Origin of the sequence: Nitrosomonas mobilis (assembly GCF_900103035.1) — a bacterium.
Taxonomy (GTDB): domain Bacteria; phylum Pseudomonadota; class Gammaproteobacteria; order Burkholderiales; family Nitrosomonadaceae; genus Nitrosomonas; species Nitrosomonas mobilis.
Genome location: NZ_FMWO01000024.1, coordinates 1 through 12,849, shown reverse-complemented (window position 1 = coordinate 12,849; position 12,849 = coordinate 1). Strand labels below are relative to the sequence as shown.

Here is a 12,849-nt window from a genome sequence, read left to right as displayed (position 1 = left end):
TTAGAAAATCTACAAACATCAATTTCCCCCAAAACCCATAGCAATATATTAAAAAGTAGATTTCGTAGTGTCTACAAATTTATAAATTAATGGACATGTCTACCGGCCCTAAATATAATGTCTATTATATCGTTTTATTCTATATTAATGTACATTTGTTCTATTAATTGATTATGGAGACAGTTTTTAGCTTATGAGACTCTTTGGTTATGCTCGGGTATCCACGAGCCAGCAATCTCTCGATATTCAGATCAAGGCACTCAGAGAAGTAGGGGTTGAGAAGAATCGTATTTTTGCGGATACGGCTTCTGGCAGTCATGTTAATCGCGATGGATTGAGCTTGCTGCGGGTTAAAGTTGAACATGGCGATGTTATTCTGGTTAAGAAACTGGATCGTTTGGGTCGAGATACAGCCGATATGATTGCTTTGATTAAAGAGTTCGATAACCTGGGTGTTGCCATTCGTTTTTTAGACGATGGCATCAGCACTGAAGGTGCAATGGGTAAAATGGTTGTCACGATTTTGTCAGCTGTTGCTCAAGCAGAGCGCCAAAGGATTCTTGATCGAACAAATGAAGGACGGGTAGAAGCTAAAATCAGGGGAGTGAAATTTGGTCGGAAAAGGACTGTTGACCGAGAAAAAGCACTGGCTATGAAAGATAAGGGCGTTGGTGCTACTGATATTGCTAGAAACCTGGGAATAGGGCGGTCAACCGTTTATAAAATACTCAAAGATCATGAGACCCCTATTTGAGAGATTTTTATTTTATCTCTTTTTTACTTTTCCTTTCCGAAGGGAAAAGTAAAAATAGTCATTCTCGCTTTATTTCATTAGCATGATCGGTTATAGGATTCACAAATATTTTGTTCAGGGTGTTCAAACTCCAATGTCGAATGGCCAATCTCGAAGCGATCTGAAAGCAATTTCTTGAGTACACTTTTAATTTCTTCAATTTGGGATAGTTCATTGGAGTTTACTACCACATGAGCTTCCAGTGCGTTGAGATGTTCGTCAAGTTGCCATATGTGAACATGATGGATGTTTTTCACACCTTCTACTGATTCCATTGACTTGATAACTTCTTCAATTGAAAGGTGATCCGGTGTTCCTTCCATAAGCAGGTGCATGGTTTTTGGCAACATGGTGAAGCCCTGCCATAACACGTAGCCTGCGATTACCAGGGTTAATAGCGTATCAGTCCAATACCAACCATAGAGCAAAATGAGTGTCCCGGCAATGAGAACACCTACAGACGCCAATGCGTCCGATACATTATGTAAAAAAGCGGCTTTGATATTCATGCTCTTCTTTGACATGGTGTAGGTTAAAGCGGCGGTTATCACATCTACACAGAGCGCAATTCCCGCTACAATCACAACTATCCAACCCTCGATCAGCTCCGGTTCTACAAAGCGCCATATTGCTTGATAGGTAAGATATAAGCCAATAATAATCAGCGTAGTAAGATTGATAAGTGCAGCAATAATTTCGGCTCGCTTATAACCAAAAGTTTTGAACTTGTCCGGTGGTTTGCGGCCGATTTTGCGTGCAAACAACGCAATACCAAGCGCAGCCGCATCGCTTAAGTTATGTAGCGCATCGGCAATAAGCGACAAACTACCGGAGATAGTTCCACCAATGACTTGGGCCACAGTCAGCATTACATTAACTGCAATTGCAGTAGCCAGTCGCTTATCACCCATACTTTCGGTATCGTGGTTGTGTTCCATGATTGAGGGTGTCCTAGATTTTGTGTAAATGTGTCTGGGCATTGTCTATTAAAACGGGTGGGCAAAACCGTACGGAATCATCCGAGGTATGGCCCAGGATAGATTCAGCTATACAATTTCGCCCATAGAAAAGAAATCTGGTGCGCGGAGTAGAAGGGGATAAGGGAGACGCGCACCAGATTGAGATGATAATCCAGCCCTCCGACTAAGTGTGAGCATGCACTCGGGCTGGTGCGGATAATTCGTTTCGAACTCATCAAGAAAGAATGAATTATGTGCATGTATTGTCGCTCTTTTATACAGGGTTTTCTGTGCGGTTGAGCACACATAATTAAAAGAGTATTGGCTGCCGCGATGCAGGCATTGGGGCTTGCATAAATATCGGCATTTGATGAAAAACACTTTTGCGCGATTAAAGCAGTATCGCGCAGTGGCAACACGATACGACAAATTGAAGAGAAATTTTGAGAGTATGGTAGCCATGGCGTGTGGATATCTGTGGCTACCTATATGAAATGTCAACAGACTCACTGTTTATTGTGTGGTTGTGATGGTGGGCTAACGCCGCCAACATGCGCAGCTTTGTAGTGTAGGCGAAGCCGCAACGAAAAAGATGTCGCTGTGATTGGCTTTGTTACGTTTTCATAATTCGATCATGTCAGCGATCTGATAACCCTCGTTGCTGATCTCGAAAACCTGACCTTTATGACCGCGCTCTATCACGAAACCTTTCTCGATGAGCTCCTGTAACGCCCCCTCCCAAAGTGCAACCTCTTTTCTCTCATTCGAGCCAATAAGGTTTTTGCCGTTTGTTTGGATGTCCGTTCCTCCCAGATGGCGAAGGTATAGTATTGTTCCATTCCTATCTTTACTGGCTTCCTTGAGCAGAACCTTGGCTTCGTTCGTAAGTTCTGGGAATGGTGTTTTAGACTCTACTACGTGAATATTGTCTGATTCTGTATCCGGCTTGAACATCGGATGTTCGTACATCTTTAACTGAAGCTGTCGGTAAAATTTATCCTTGAACCCAGTCAAACTATCATAACTTTCGTATAGCCCTCGGTTTTTGCATGAATTTTTGAATTCTTTCAACTGTTCAATCTGTTCAGATTCTACCATATCAAAGACTACAGGCTGGCTCGAAAAGTAAAGCATTGTTGGCTTTCCAAATTGCATATGCCTTTCAATTTCTTCAACTGTACCACTTGCATAATCTGTGGTTGGCGTACCAATTCGCGTCCAAAAAACACCGACAAGAAGATCGCATCTTTCCAAAACCTGGTTATTGATAATATTCTGCGAAGAGTCTCCCATCTCGGGCGATGAGTGACTCTCCCAGCCAACTGGAAGCAAGACTATTGATCGTGCCTGTGAGTGAACGGCATTCCACTCATAAACGACATCACGAATTATTGCTCGCTCCGAGGCGACATCACCTGGCGATGCAATCATCACGTTGTAGACCTTTGATTCGTAACTCATGGCACAATCCATTGTTGTAAACGTAACTAGCCAGAATATTTCATAAAAATAGGAAAATCTCGCCTAACTAATTGATATAATCAAGAGTTGCTCCAATAACGCTTCGTTTAAAACTTAAACGAAACCTCCCATGAAAGATTCTATCCCGAGCCAATTACGATTTCCAGCTTTTGATGGATTCTCAGTACGCGCTGACTTTGAAGGAGGTGCACTATCTTCAGATTTTGGAGCCGTACAGTTGCGAGGGGTCGACAAGCAACGTGGGCTGATTGCTCGTTGCAGGCACGATTCAGGATTCCCGCCATGCTTCCTACTTTGAACGTTGGTTTCACTTCGAGACGGATGGATCAAGGTACATTACCCTAACGGATAAGTTAAAAATGAACCGCCGTTTGCGGACCCGCTTGTAAGGTGGTGTGGGGACTGGGGGTGAGAAACCCCAGTTACCTGATTAGACGGCCTCACTCGACAGAATACCCAGTATGGCCTTCGCGTGAATCATCTTAGGACATTCGAGTTTGAGTATGTGGGCAAGATCACGAACAAACTTGGCTAAGTCGGCATCAGAGTATAATTCAGCACCCTGGTACTCCCATGCCTGTGGAGGCAGGTCCGAGAAACGCGAGCCACGAGCGAGGCATGGGATAAAGACCAATTCCAGCGCATGGGCCGCTCCCATCTCGTAGAACAGCCAGGGGTTGCTGACGCCGTGAGGGGTTAGCAATGACAACGCCACCTTCGAGTCTCGGAGATGCTTCATGATGCCGGTGGTTACCATGTGCCCGCTTCCAATCCGATGACTTGGCCGCGATGTGCAGATAACTTCCACTGACCGAGAAAATGCCACCTCAAGCCAATCCGCGAACTTCAGAGCGAACTCGGCCTCATCGTGAGCATGACTCAGGAACAGCTTCGTGGCCATGGCTCTTCTCCGTCTAACGTTAGCGATGAGCCGCGCTTGACGGCGACCGACTGGAGCGGAAGCGAAGGGAGCGAGCGGTCAAGCGTCGGGCTCCGTCGCCGTGTTAGATTCGATTCCTGAATCGTCCGCGACAAAAGTTCCTGAATAAACAAATAGACCTATCCAAATCACCATAACGAGAACCGGGATCATCACTGAAACCGTTGGTGCCTTTAAGTATCGCCCCAACAGTCCGGCATACATCAGGTCTGTAGTTTCTCTAAACTCAGGATATGCTTCACGACATCTAGAAACAAGAATATCAATATTGCGACTCTGCCTCAGTAGAATAAAAAACCAAATTCCAGACAATGCTATGCCTACTACGCAGAGAAATATCACGAAAGACGCGACTTGTCCGACATTTGCATTTATGACTAGCCCTGAAGTAGCTAGCAGCAGCGACTGGAACGTTAGAAAACCGCCAAGACGACTATTAAAGAGATTGTCCTCGTGCAACGCATGCTGCCACAATCTGTCAGTAGTATGCTCTTGCATAAGATGTTTCTTAGAATCTAACTAGAATTAGACCTCTGAAATGACGCAATGTATTACGTCAAAAATGAGATCTATCACTGCAAGCTGCATGCTATCTCCTTCTGCTTTGTAGAATACCGTCGATTTAGTTTTCATAATAACAAACTTAGTTAGATCCACAAATATGATGAATAAGCTCAGAAAGTAACTGAGAAAAAAATAGGCCCCTGGTTTATTATCTTGAATAAACTGTAATAGTTCGTGTAAAAGAATCACAGCTTATCCTCGCCCGCTGCTCCTCCCACAACGCCGGCGGATCCACCGCCAGATCGAACAGCGTGATGTCATTCGGCAATACATCATCCAGAATCGCAGCCACAATGTCCGGCGTAAGCGTAGTCAAGTTAATCATGCGACTGACATAGCTGCTGTCTACCCCTTCGTGGACAGCAATCTCTTTAAGCGATTTGACTCCGCCAGATTCCAGCATGGCCAGCCAACGGTGACCTCTAGCCAAGGCCAGTTGCAGTGGTGTCGCCGCCGTGTGCCAAGGCCGAGCCTTTGCAGTTTCACCATTGGGCAATGTGACCAGCTTACGCCCGCTGCGGCGTTTGATCTGAATCGGTACAGACAAGGTCAGTTTACCGTCGCTAGATGCGATAACATCCGGTTCTCCTGTTTTGTGGATTCTAATATCGCTCATGCCAATGCCTCCTCTTGCTGTGCGATTGGCTTCGGACTCATTTCCAGCACCAGTCGCTCAATGCCGTTGGCACGCAGCCGCACCTCGAGATCGTTTGGCGAAACAATGACTTTCTCGACTAGCAATTTGACGATACGCGCCTGCTCCGCTGGAAACAGTTGTCCCCAGATCGCATCTAGCCGCGTCATGGCCACAGTCACTTTAGCCTCATCCAAGGCCGGATCAAGCTTGGTTGCCTGGGGCAACACTTCACTCAGCAGATCAGGTGAGCGTAATGTCGCACGCAACTGGTCGAGCACCGCTGATTCCAACTCTGTAGCAGGCAGCCGCGGCAATCCCGATGCACCCGCATGTTCCTTGGCATCACGCTGCGGGATGTAGTAGCGGTAACGACGCCCGTTCTTCTTGGTCGTATGCCACGGTGACAAAGCGCGGCCGTCATTACCAAATACTATCCCTTTAAGCAGATACGGCACCTTTGCCCGAGTAGCATTGCCACGCACCCTTCCGTTGCTAGCCAGAATTGCCTGTACTTTGTCCCACAACTCAGGATTGATGATAGGCATATGTTCAGCCGGATACCACTGCTCTTTGTGGCGCAGTTCACCAAGATAGGTGCGATTGTTGAGTAGTTTGTAGATCAAACTTTTGTCGATGGGCTTACCCTCACGGACTTTGCCATCCTGCGTAGTCCAGGATTTCGAAGTTACACCATCCAGCCTCAATTCCTTGACCAATACTCAGAGAGTCGAACCAGCGTCGTTATGGAAATTACTGGCGGTGTTGGCGGACTGTGCAAACTCATCAAACACTACTACAGTGATGTCGAGACGAAGTTCAAGGCAGAACTACCAAAATTCCCAGTCATCCTTTTAATCGACAACGACAAGGGTGCCAATCCCGTGTTCGGCGCTATCGTTGGGATTACTAAAAAGCGCAAGCCAACGGGGAAGGAAGAGTTTATACATGTGACAAGAAATCTGTACGTTGTGCCGACGCCGCGTGGATTAAACGTCGATTCGACGAAGATAGAGGATTTTTTTCAATCTACCACACGGGAGGAGAAGTTGAGCGGTAAGTCATTTAATTTATCGGATAAACCGCAGGAATTTGATAATACCAAGCACTATGGCAAGGCAGCCTTTGCGCGCGACGTGGTCGCGAAGAATGCTTCCACTCTCGATTTTTCCGGGTTTGACGAGATCCTTGACCGACTGGTTGCCGTGATTGCCGACTACGCTTCGAAGCATCCGACAGCAAGTGTGCCTGGCATGCGTTTTAACGAGAGAGAAAAATTGGAATGAAACGGAAAAGAACTAAAATACCTTAATATATTCTTCTTTTTTATTTTATCTTTTTATACATGCCTTATATTCGCGGTCACATTTAAACCCTATTGGACAATCTGTGTCGAATGAGCATTGGCCATCAAGGTCTAGATTTGGACCGACACTATTCGATTCCGGCGAATTATACTGTTTGATGCCATATTCATCGACATTTTTCATACAAACTCCACTACTTTTAAACGGAGCTTTCACACACTTAAAACCAATTCCGCAGATATAATCAGACTCACAGCCTTTTTTCAAATAAATAGATGGCGCAGTGTTGCCAATTGTCGGAGAGGTATAGGATGAATACCCGTTTAAATTATATGTTCTTGATGAATGTTGGTTGTATTTTAATGACACACCTAAAGCAACACCTATGATCGACGCATAAATAAGGTTATTAATAAACTCATTTTTATTGACTTCGTTTATTTGAGACTGATGTGTTCCTACTAAATCTGCAGAAGGAACTGATTCCCCCAAAGAAACAAGGTTTTGAGGAGCAGTTTTATCGCCATATTTTGTTGCTTGTTGGAACCAGTATATTGCCTCCTCTTTTCTATTAACCATTAAAAGTGCTACACCCAAATTATTCATTGATGCAGGATTGCCTTCTTTCGCCAATTCAGCAAAAAAATATGATGCCTTCTCAAAATTTTTATCATTAAGATATTTCATTCCTAAGTCAAAAGAAGGAGGCTCAGCCATAGCTCTTCTCATTGACGCAGTACACCCTGACAAAATAAATGAAAATATCAGTATATTTACAAGTATATGTTTTATCCAATATTGTGAATTCAAAGTGTGCACCGATTCAATTTAGTCAGATGTCTTTCCCAATTCATTTTCAAATGTATCCCAATATTTCTTTAATCCTTTTCTTAGTGCCTCTGGCGGAGGATTATGACCGTATATCATGCCGTAAGCATTGCCAGTGAATTCCAAAGAGAACGAAATCGCTACTAATGACTTTCCTTCAATGACAATCTGATTTGCAGTGTGGTCTGACACTAAAAAATCAGCGATAATATTAAAATCTTTATCAGATAATGTGAAAAAATTTGAAGTGAATTTCCCGACATGCTTTGCGGCTATTGCTTGCATCATTGTCTCTTCCACTTTTTTAATAGATGCATATTCTTCTTTAGTGAATGGGGTCGGTATTTGAGCGACCATATTTATGCGGTCAGTATAATAGCTTGTTTTGAATCCAAGTTTGACGGCAGCTGCATTAGCGGCCTTGAGAACTTCGCTCTTTGTAGCAGAGTATATTCTGGCGCCATCCGTGTTTAGAATCTTTTGATTTGCATCTCCCCAAAAATAATCTATTTCATTCATTGCCGATTGCATTTGGGCCATGGATGTACACCCTGTTAGAAACATTACCACCAGAATTATTATTTTTTTTGCAGAAATAACTAAATTTTTCATACGTTCATCTCCCCTTTATCTTTGCCTTCTCTCTAAGGCTATCTTCTTTTATTTTGCACTTATAACTTGGGGTATCGTAAGGATTCCTGCGTAAATGAGTAACATCTCTGATTTCGTTACATCAGGAATGTCACTCCGTAGCCAATCGGCTCCAAATCCCGTTCCCGAAGCTCGTACGTGCCGAAACGATTGGCGTGATGCGTCCGACATGGACTAAACACAGCGACCAATTCTGGTGTCAACTTCATCCCGTCAGCTTCCAATTCCTTGAATGCCTGCGTCATCGTATGACAGTTATGAAAATCATCAGATTGGCAATTAGATGATTGTACTTAATTATCTTCAACTGATCCTTATTTTGCATAGCAATGGCTATGATCATACTCAAAAAGGGGTTCTGTCGCATTAGGAGCTGAGTCTGGAATCGAATGTGAATTCACGAACAATTTCAATTTCGGTTGCTTTCATCGCAGGATGATTTGGATTGATAAGTATGTTTCTGGCTTCTTGGATCACCGCAGAGGGCACAATTAGACCAAGATATTTTCCTTTGCGTAAGAATGAATCACCATAAGCTGCTGCTGTTGGTGATCCGGGAAGGGCATTCCAATCATCTGGGAAAGCATTGATTGGTGGAGTTTCATAGAGATTATTCTCATCAGGTAAAGTGATTCTGACGACCACTAGGTTCAATGGAAGAATCGATCCTGTATGTACTAGCTTTTCCAGTGCTGCAATTTCCAGCGAGAGGCCCGCATAAATTGCAGGTATACCAGCACTATTCCAGCGTTGCCCTTTGATGCTGGCTCCGTATCCGGTACGGTCGAGAGCAAATTCTTTCCTGGAAATCCTCCAGGAAAACACTAAGCGACACCGCCATAAGCAATGGAAGCCAAAACTTTCCTGACCTCATCGGCGCCAATATCCGTGTCAAGCAATGATAGAGGGGATTCGCCTAAAGCCAGATTAGATTCAAGCATCCAACGTCTTGCCAGATCTGACGAATCAAAGACCTTTTCTGCATCAGCTTCGATAAGTGCAATCCGTGCCAATCTCTCGGACTCCAAAGGACCAAGCTTTCCACCCGATTTAATCTTTCGGGTAATAGTTGCATCAGAGATACCCATTAATTTTGAAAGCTTTGCTTGAGATATATTGTAATAGCGACCCGCTCCAACTAAATGGGCTACTTTTACTCCACCTCGTACCATTTCAATTCTCTTTGCCGGAGACATCTTCTGGATCATTGTTCCCCATTCCTGGAAAGAATGTTCGGTCGGTTCTTTCTTTTGTTTAGTTTGCTTTAAGTCAGTGTCCATTACTTAATACCATCAAATGAATAAAATATCATAGTCATTTGATTATACTCTTGATAAGGATTTCAGCAAGTGAGCCCTATGGTAATTAATAACTTACCTTAAACGTCGGACTATCTTCTGGCCTCATTTTTCGGTGATCATAAATCCGAGTCGTTGAAATATTGGCATGTCCTAACCATTCCTGCACCTTGGCAATATCTGCATCGTGTTCTAGTGCATTAGTGGCTGCGGTTGCACGTAGAGAATGAACGCCAATCCTAAATCCAAGGCTCTCCGAATAAAATCTCACTATTTTGTAGATGGCATCAGCAGTAAGACCGGCAGTTTCGTTAATACTACGATTATTAGAAAGTGACTTAAATAATGAGCCTGATTCATCAAGCCCATGACCAGATTCTTCCAGGTAATCATGTATCAATCCACTTACCACAGGATGGATAGGTAAGTATCGGTCTTTACCCCCTTTCCCTGATACCTTCATATGCATCACACCCCGGCGCTCTTGCCGCACATCTTTTATCTTAAGTTTGCAAAGCTCACCCCGGCGCAACGCGTGGTAAAGTAAGACAGCCAAGATTGCCCGATCTCGCTTTGCCTTGAGTGTTGTATCTTTTGGTGACTCCAGAAGTGCTCTGGCCTGATGATCTCCCAAAGCAGGAGATTTACCTTCATAGCTTTCTACAGGTGGGCGTTTTGTACCTTTGACCGGGTTATGGGTAACAGCGTTCTTGTCACACAGATACTCGAATAAAGATGAAATAGAAGCTAATTTGTTCCGAATGGTTGACCCGGAGAGATCACGTTTCTTCAGCTCATTTCGAAATGCAATGATATGCGCACGAGTCACTACCCTGAATTCCTCTGGGTTACAAATGCCAGTAAATTGCATGAAATCACGTAATGCATTTTTGTAAGTGCGTTTTGTATTTTCATTGTCCAGATTTGCATACCATTCCAACTCAACTGGAATTTCTGACAATTGTTGAAATTCTGCCAGATCAAGAATTCGAGTTGCGGAATCCAAGTTGATTGGAAGACTTTTATTTGAGAAGTTAGATTTATCCATTTTAATATTCTACTATTGATAAAATACCTTATCAATAGTTAAGAATAGAATCTTACCATTCTAGTCACTCAATATTGTCTGTAAATAATTACTGATTATGAAGCGACTAATCACATACTTATAAGTATCGTTATATAATCTTACTTTTAAGATTACTAAATAGTATGAGAAATATCATGACTCATAGAGTGACTATTACGCTAGACGAAGAAACCTTTGCTTTTTTAAACGATGTCGCAAGTAGCAATCGTAGTGCCTACGTTAATCAGCTCTTAAAGCAGGAACGTAGAAATTCCCTTCAGGCAGCGTTACGTAAAGCGAATCAGGAAGAAGCAGAAGATACAAACTATCAAGAAGAATTACAGGTCTGGGAAAGTACGCTGAAAGATGGGTTATCTGATGTCTGAATTGAAGCAACTGGATATTTATTGGATCGACCTTGAACCGTCAAAGGGTGCGGAAACAAGAAAACTAAGGCCATGTGTAATTATTCAAAGTGACCTGGTTAACGTTCAATCCAGAACATTGATAGTTGCCCCTTTACTCCCTCAGCATAAACCCTGGCCGTTTGCAGTGAATCTGGAGCCCACAGAAAAAAATGGTCTGGATAAGGATCGTCATATCAACCTCAAGCAACTACGCGCGGTTGATATTTCACGCATCAGAAAGAAACAAGGCAGGATTGAAAGTCAATATAGGGCTCTTATCAAAGCAGCTTTAATTATCGTCTTTGATCTGTAAGCTGGTAGTCGTCTTTTTTCAGATAACCTTATTTGCTAGGCAGATGGATCAAGCGATTTATCCGGAACAAATTAGTAATTATAGTATTGAATATAAATAAGTTATTTTATACTGGTCTCATAACGCAATATATGGCTAATTAATGGCATGTAAATTCCCACCATACTTTCCTATAGACCGTCTAAAAATAATCCGATACAGCGCGATTCAGAGGCTGGTTTTTATGAATTATGAATTTTATTTCATTTGATTAAATGATTTATAGGGTGAAACTGTGCCAAATATGTGTATTTGCGCTTAATGAGACAGAGCCAAGAACGTACCTACAGAACATTGGATGAAACTGAAGGGGGGTATTACCGTAATCATCCTGAAGAGATTGATGGCTATCTTTCTATTGCTTTCGAAGAATACGCAAAGGATAGTTGTACTGCGGCTTTGCTCTCTCAATTACGTATGATTGCTCGCGTCAAAGATATCTCAACATCGGCACAGAAAACAGAAATTACACGTAATTGCATTCAAAAAGCCCTATCAGAAAAAGAAAACCCCAAGTTTGAAAATGTTAATGCAATTATGAATGCTATGGGATACAGTCTTACACCGCAAGGATTAGATATTCATGCGAAGTAGTGTTCAGGTTTAGAAAGCCGTAAACCCTTTACTATAATCCGTTTACTATTTAACATAATAGATATTATAGGAAATTGGAAATACACCATTAACAGATTGATTTACAATATTTAACCAGCCTAGTTTACAAACTTCCGGCATTTTTTAATTGTGTTACCGCTTTATCAAAACTGTAGAAAGCTGACAATGAAGAGCCGATATCCTCTGCGACAAAGTGCGATTTGTTGACAATGAGTGAATCGGCAAAATCGAGTTCTTTGCCACTTACTGCCTTAGCTTCTTCATAATCGCACAGTGCAGACCAAATCACTTGGGAGTTCTCAAAGATAAAAGCGCCATCACTAATCAAGCCGCGCACAACAACACATACAGCGGCTTTGTCTAGGTTGTATCGTTTTCCAGTTAGTGTCCACACTGTCTCAGCTAAAACAACATCTGTAATCAATACAGAGCATTTATTTTTAATTAAGCTTTTTGCCTTTGCATGTTGAACTGCATCGTCTGCCAATAGATACCGAAGTAACACATTGGTATCTATTGAAATCATTCAAAATGGTTCTGTCTTGACTGACCATCGCTGACAGCATGGTTTACTTTGGTTCCCTTTAGTAGACCCGCTGCCACACCAACCTCTTTTTTAATGATATTGAATTGATTCCCATGACGGAAAATTTCCACTTCATCACCTGGCTGGATGCCTAGTTCTTCACAATCGGCAACAGGTAATGTAATTTGTCTTTTTGCACTTACTCTTGGCATCGTAAACCTCCGCAGTCTTTACTATTATCATGTTGTAAAGATACATTGTATTTTACTTATCGTCATTAGTAAAACTAAATTTTTAAGGCAATTGTAATGTGAATCTTCTTTCTTATTGTTTCTAAAATGGTTTGCAATATTTCAACCAAGGCAGTTTCTAACGTCGCGCGGTGGCGGCCTTTCAGTTCCCGCTTATAATCCCGTTTAAATTG

General features: G+C 42.7%; 18 protein-coding genes and 3 pseudogenes. 7 read left to right on the top strand and 14 right to left on the bottom strand.

Annotated features, from left to right (window positions below):
* The first annotated feature begins 193 nt into the window (after nt 1-193).
* Entirely contained in the window at nt 194-754 is a 561-nt protein-coding gene (locus tag NSMM_RS01810) for a recombinase family protein (RefSeq protein ID WP_090284028.1), read from the top strand.
* A gap of 77 nt (nt 755-831) precedes the next feature.
* Here NSMM_RS01810 and NSMM_RS01805 read toward each other — a convergent pair whose 3' ends face one another.
* On the bottom strand, nt 832-1,731 hold the full coding sequence (locus NSMM_RS01805) for a cation diffusion facilitator family transporter (protein WP_090284026.1): 900 nt from the start codon (nt 1,729-1,731) through the stop codon (nt 832-834).
* 364 nt (nt 1,732-2,095) lie between these two features.
* Between NSMM_RS01805 and NSMM_RS01800 the strand changes: the two are divergent.
* Nucleotides 2,096-2,245 (top strand): annotated as a pseudogene (locus NSMM_RS01800) (IS5/IS1182 family transposase); the annotation flags it as partial.
* A 128-nt stretch (nt 2,246-2,373) separates the two neighbouring features.
* On the opposite strand, the gene NSMM_RS01795 reads toward NSMM_RS01800, so the two are convergent.
* A complete protein-coding gene (locus tag NSMM_RS01795) occupies nt 2,374-3,213 on the bottom strand; it encodes a DUF4062 domain-containing protein (RefSeq protein ID WP_090284024.1) in 840 nt (279 codons plus the stop codon).
* A 130-nt stretch (nt 3,214-3,343) separates the two neighbouring features.
* Between NSMM_RS01795 and NSMM_RS16300 the strand changes: the two are divergent.
* Nucleotides 3,344-3,533, top strand: a pseudogene (locus NSMM_RS16300) (IS1380 family transposase); the annotation flags it as partial.
* Nucleotides 3,534-3,664: 131 nt separating this feature from the next.
* On the opposite strand, the gene NSMM_RS01790 reads toward NSMM_RS16300, so the two are convergent.
* From NSMM_RS01790 to NSMM_RS01775, 4 genes are all read right to left on the bottom strand, one after another.
* A complete protein-coding gene (locus NSMM_RS01790) occupies nt 3,665-4,135 on the bottom strand; it encodes a toll/interleukin-1 receptor domain-containing protein (protein WP_090284022.1) in 471 nt (156 codons plus the stop codon).
* Between the two features lie 78 nt (nt 4,136-4,213).
* Nucleotides 4,214-4,672 carry a RipA family octameric membrane protein gene (locus NSMM_RS15465; protein ID WP_090284020.1) on the bottom strand — a complete coding sequence of 153 codons (459 nt, stop codon included), beginning with the start codon at nt 4,670-4,672 and terminating at the stop codon, nt 4,214-4,216.
* 214 nt (nt 4,673-4,886) lie between these two features.
* Nucleotides 4,887-5,354 carry a LacI family transcriptional regulator gene (locus NSMM_RS01780; RefSeq protein WP_090284018.1) on the bottom strand — a complete coding sequence of 156 codons (468 nt, stop codon included), beginning with the start codon at nt 5,352-5,354 and terminating at the stop codon, nt 4,887-4,889.
* A complete protein-coding gene (locus tag NSMM_RS01775) occupies nt 5,351-6,091 on the bottom strand; it encodes a recombinase family protein (RefSeq protein ID WP_245654641.1) in 741 nt (246 codons plus the stop codon). The genes NSMM_RS01780 and NSMM_RS01775 overlap by 4 nt, the downstream gene beginning before the upstream one ends.
* Nucleotides 6,092-6,118: 27 nt before the next feature.
* On the opposite strand from NSMM_RS01775, the gene NSMM_RS01770 reads away from it, so the two are divergent.
* Nucleotides 6,119-6,658 (top strand): hypothetical protein, encoded by a 540-nt coding sequence (locus tag NSMM_RS01770; RefSeq protein WP_090284016.1) that lies wholly within the window; start codon nt 6,119-6,121, stop codon nt 6,656-6,658.
* A gap of 45 nt (nt 6,659-6,703) precedes the next feature.
* Here NSMM_RS01770 and NSMM_RS01765 read toward each other — a convergent pair whose 3' ends face one another.
* The 6 genes and pseudogenes from NSMM_RS01765 to NSMM_RS01740 all read right to left on the bottom strand — a co-directional run bounded on the left by NSMM_RS01765 (nt 6,704) and on the right by NSMM_RS01740 (nt 10,504).
* Nucleotides 6,704-7,408, bottom strand: coding sequence for an SEL1-like repeat protein (locus tag NSMM_RS01765; RefSeq protein ID WP_218120967.1), 705 nt, complete (start codon nt 7,406-7,408; stop codon nt 6,704-6,706).
* Nucleotides 7,409-7,507: 99 nt separating this feature from the next.
* The gene (locus NSMM_RS01760; RefSeq protein ID WP_090284012.1) at nt 7,508-8,119 is read right to left on the bottom strand and encodes a hypothetical protein; all 612 of its coding nucleotides are present in this window, start codon (nt 8,117-8,119) and stop codon (nt 7,508-7,510) included.
* A 116-nt stretch (nt 8,120-8,235) separates the two neighbouring features.
* Nucleotides 8,236-8,409, bottom strand: a pseudogene (locus NSMM_RS01755) (Tn3 family transposase); the annotation flags it as partial.
* 115 nt (nt 8,410-8,524) lie between these two features.
* Entirely contained in the window at nt 8,525-8,983 is a 459-nt protein-coding gene (locus tag NSMM_RS01750) for an RES family NAD+ phosphorylase (protein ID WP_090284010.1), read from the bottom strand.
* On the bottom strand, nt 8,983-9,438 hold the full coding sequence (locus NSMM_RS01745) for an antitoxin Xre/MbcA/ParS toxin-binding domain-containing protein (RefSeq protein ID WP_245654639.1): 456 nt from the start codon (nt 9,436-9,438) through the stop codon (nt 8,983-8,985). Before NSMM_RS01745 ends, NSMM_RS01750 begins: the two co-directional genes overlap by 1 nt.
* An 85-nt stretch (nt 9,439-9,523) precedes the next feature.
* On the bottom strand, nt 9,524-10,504 hold the full coding sequence (locus NSMM_RS01740) for a tyrosine-type recombinase/integrase (RefSeq protein ID WP_090284008.1): 981 nt from the start codon (nt 10,502-10,504) through the stop codon (nt 9,524-9,526).
* Between the two features lie 176 nt (nt 10,505-10,680).
* On the opposite strand from NSMM_RS01740, the gene mazE reads away from it, so the two are divergent.
* The 3 genes from mazE to NSMM_RS01725 all read left to right on the top strand — a co-directional run bounded on the left by mazE (nt 10,681) and on the right by NSMM_RS01725 (nt 11,878).
* Nucleotides 10,681-10,911 (top strand): type II toxin-antitoxin system MazE family antitoxin, encoded by a 231-nt coding sequence (mazE, locus tag NSMM_RS01735; protein WP_176753821.1) that lies wholly within the window; start codon nt 10,681-10,683, stop codon nt 10,909-10,911.
* On the top strand, nt 10,904-11,245 hold the full coding sequence (locus NSMM_RS01730; protein WP_090284004.1) for a type II toxin-antitoxin system PemK/MazF family toxin: 342 nt from the start codon (nt 10,904-10,906) through the stop codon (nt 11,243-11,245). The genes mazE and NSMM_RS01730 overlap by 8 nt, the downstream gene beginning before the upstream one ends.
* Before the next feature lie 333 nt (nt 11,246-11,578).
* Entirely contained in the window at nt 11,579-11,878 is a 300-nt protein-coding gene (locus NSMM_RS01725; protein WP_245654638.1) for a helix-turn-helix domain-containing transcriptional regulator, read from the top strand.
* 124 nt (nt 11,879-12,002) lie between these two features.
* On the opposite strand, the gene NSMM_RS01720 is transcribed toward NSMM_RS01725, so the two are convergent.
* Together NSMM_RS01720 and NSMM_RS01715 are read right to left on the bottom strand one after the other, a co-directional pair.
* Nucleotides 12,003-12,425: a type II toxin-antitoxin system VapC family toxin gene (locus NSMM_RS01720; protein ID WP_090284000.1), complete on the bottom strand. Its 423-nt coding sequence runs from the start codon at nt 12,423-12,425 to the stop codon at nt 12,003-12,005.
* Nucleotides 12,422-12,637, bottom strand: coding sequence for an AbrB/MazE/SpoVT family DNA-binding domain-containing protein (locus tag NSMM_RS01715; protein ID WP_090283998.1), 216 nt, complete (start codon nt 12,635-12,637; stop codon nt 12,422-12,424). The genes NSMM_RS01720 and NSMM_RS01715 overlap by 4 nt, the downstream gene beginning before the upstream one ends.
* Between the last annotated feature and the right edge of the window lie 212 nt (nt 12,638-12,849).

What these genes read in the sequence shown, in the direction of transcription:
- NSMM_RS01810 (WP_090284028.1), top strand. Translation starts at nt 194, where the DNA reads ATGAGACTCTTTGGTTATGCTCGGGTATCCACGAGCCAGCAATCTCTC.
- NSMM_RS01805 (WP_090284026.1), bottom strand. Translation starts at nt 1,731, where the DNA reads ATGGAACACAACCACGATACCGAAAGTATGGGTGATAAGCGACTGGCT.
- NSMM_RS01795 (WP_090284024.1), bottom strand. Translation starts at nt 3,213, where the DNA reads ATGAGTTACGAATCAAAGGTCTACAACGTGATGATTGCATCGCCAGGT.
- NSMM_RS01790 (WP_090284022.1), bottom strand. Translation starts at nt 4,135, where the DNA reads ATGGCCACGAAGCTGTTCCTGAGTCATGCTCACGATGAGGCCGAGTTC.
- NSMM_RS15465 (WP_090284020.1), bottom strand. Translation starts at nt 4,672, where the DNA reads ATGCAAGAGCATACTACTGACAGATTGTGGCAGCATGCGTTGCACGAG.
- NSMM_RS01780 (WP_090284018.1), bottom strand. Translation starts at nt 5,354, where the DNA reads ATGAGCGATATTAGAATCCACAAAACAGGAGAACCGGATGTTATCGCA.
- NSMM_RS01770 (WP_090284016.1), top strand. Translation starts at nt 6,119, where the DNA reads ATGGAAATTACTGGCGGTGTTGGCGGACTGTGCAAACTCATCAAACAC.
- NSMM_RS01765 (WP_218120967.1), bottom strand. Translation starts at nt 7,408, where the DNA reads ATGAGAAGAGCTATGGCTGAGCCTCCTTCTTTTGACTTAGGAATGAAA.
- NSMM_RS01760 (WP_090284012.1), bottom strand. Translation starts at nt 8,119, where the DNA reads ATGAAAAATTTAGTTATTTCTGCAAAAAAAATAATAATTCTGGTGGTA.
- NSMM_RS01745 (WP_245654639.1), bottom strand. Translation starts at nt 9,438, where the DNA reads ATGGACACTGACTTAAAGCAAACTAAACAAAAGAAAGAACCGACCGAA.
- NSMM_RS01740 (WP_090284008.1), bottom strand. Translation starts at nt 10,504, where the DNA reads ATGGATAAATCTAACTTCTCAAATAAAAGTCTTCCAATCAACTTGGAT.
- mazE (WP_176753821.1), top strand. Translation starts at nt 10,681, where the DNA reads ATGACTCATAGAGTGACTATTACGCTAGACGAAGAAACCTTTGCTTTT.
- NSMM_RS01730 (WP_090284004.1), top strand. Translation starts at nt 10,904, where the DNA reads ATGTCTGAATTGAAGCAACTGGATATTTATTGGATCGACCTTGAACCG.
- NSMM_RS01720 (WP_090284000.1), bottom strand. Translation starts at nt 12,425, where the DNA reads ATGATTTCAATAGATACCAATGTGTTACTTCGGTATCTATTGGCAGAC.
- NSMM_RS01715 (WP_090283998.1), bottom strand. Translation starts at nt 12,637, where the DNA reads ATGCCAAGAGTAAGTGCAAAAAGACAAATTACATTACCTGTTGCCGAT.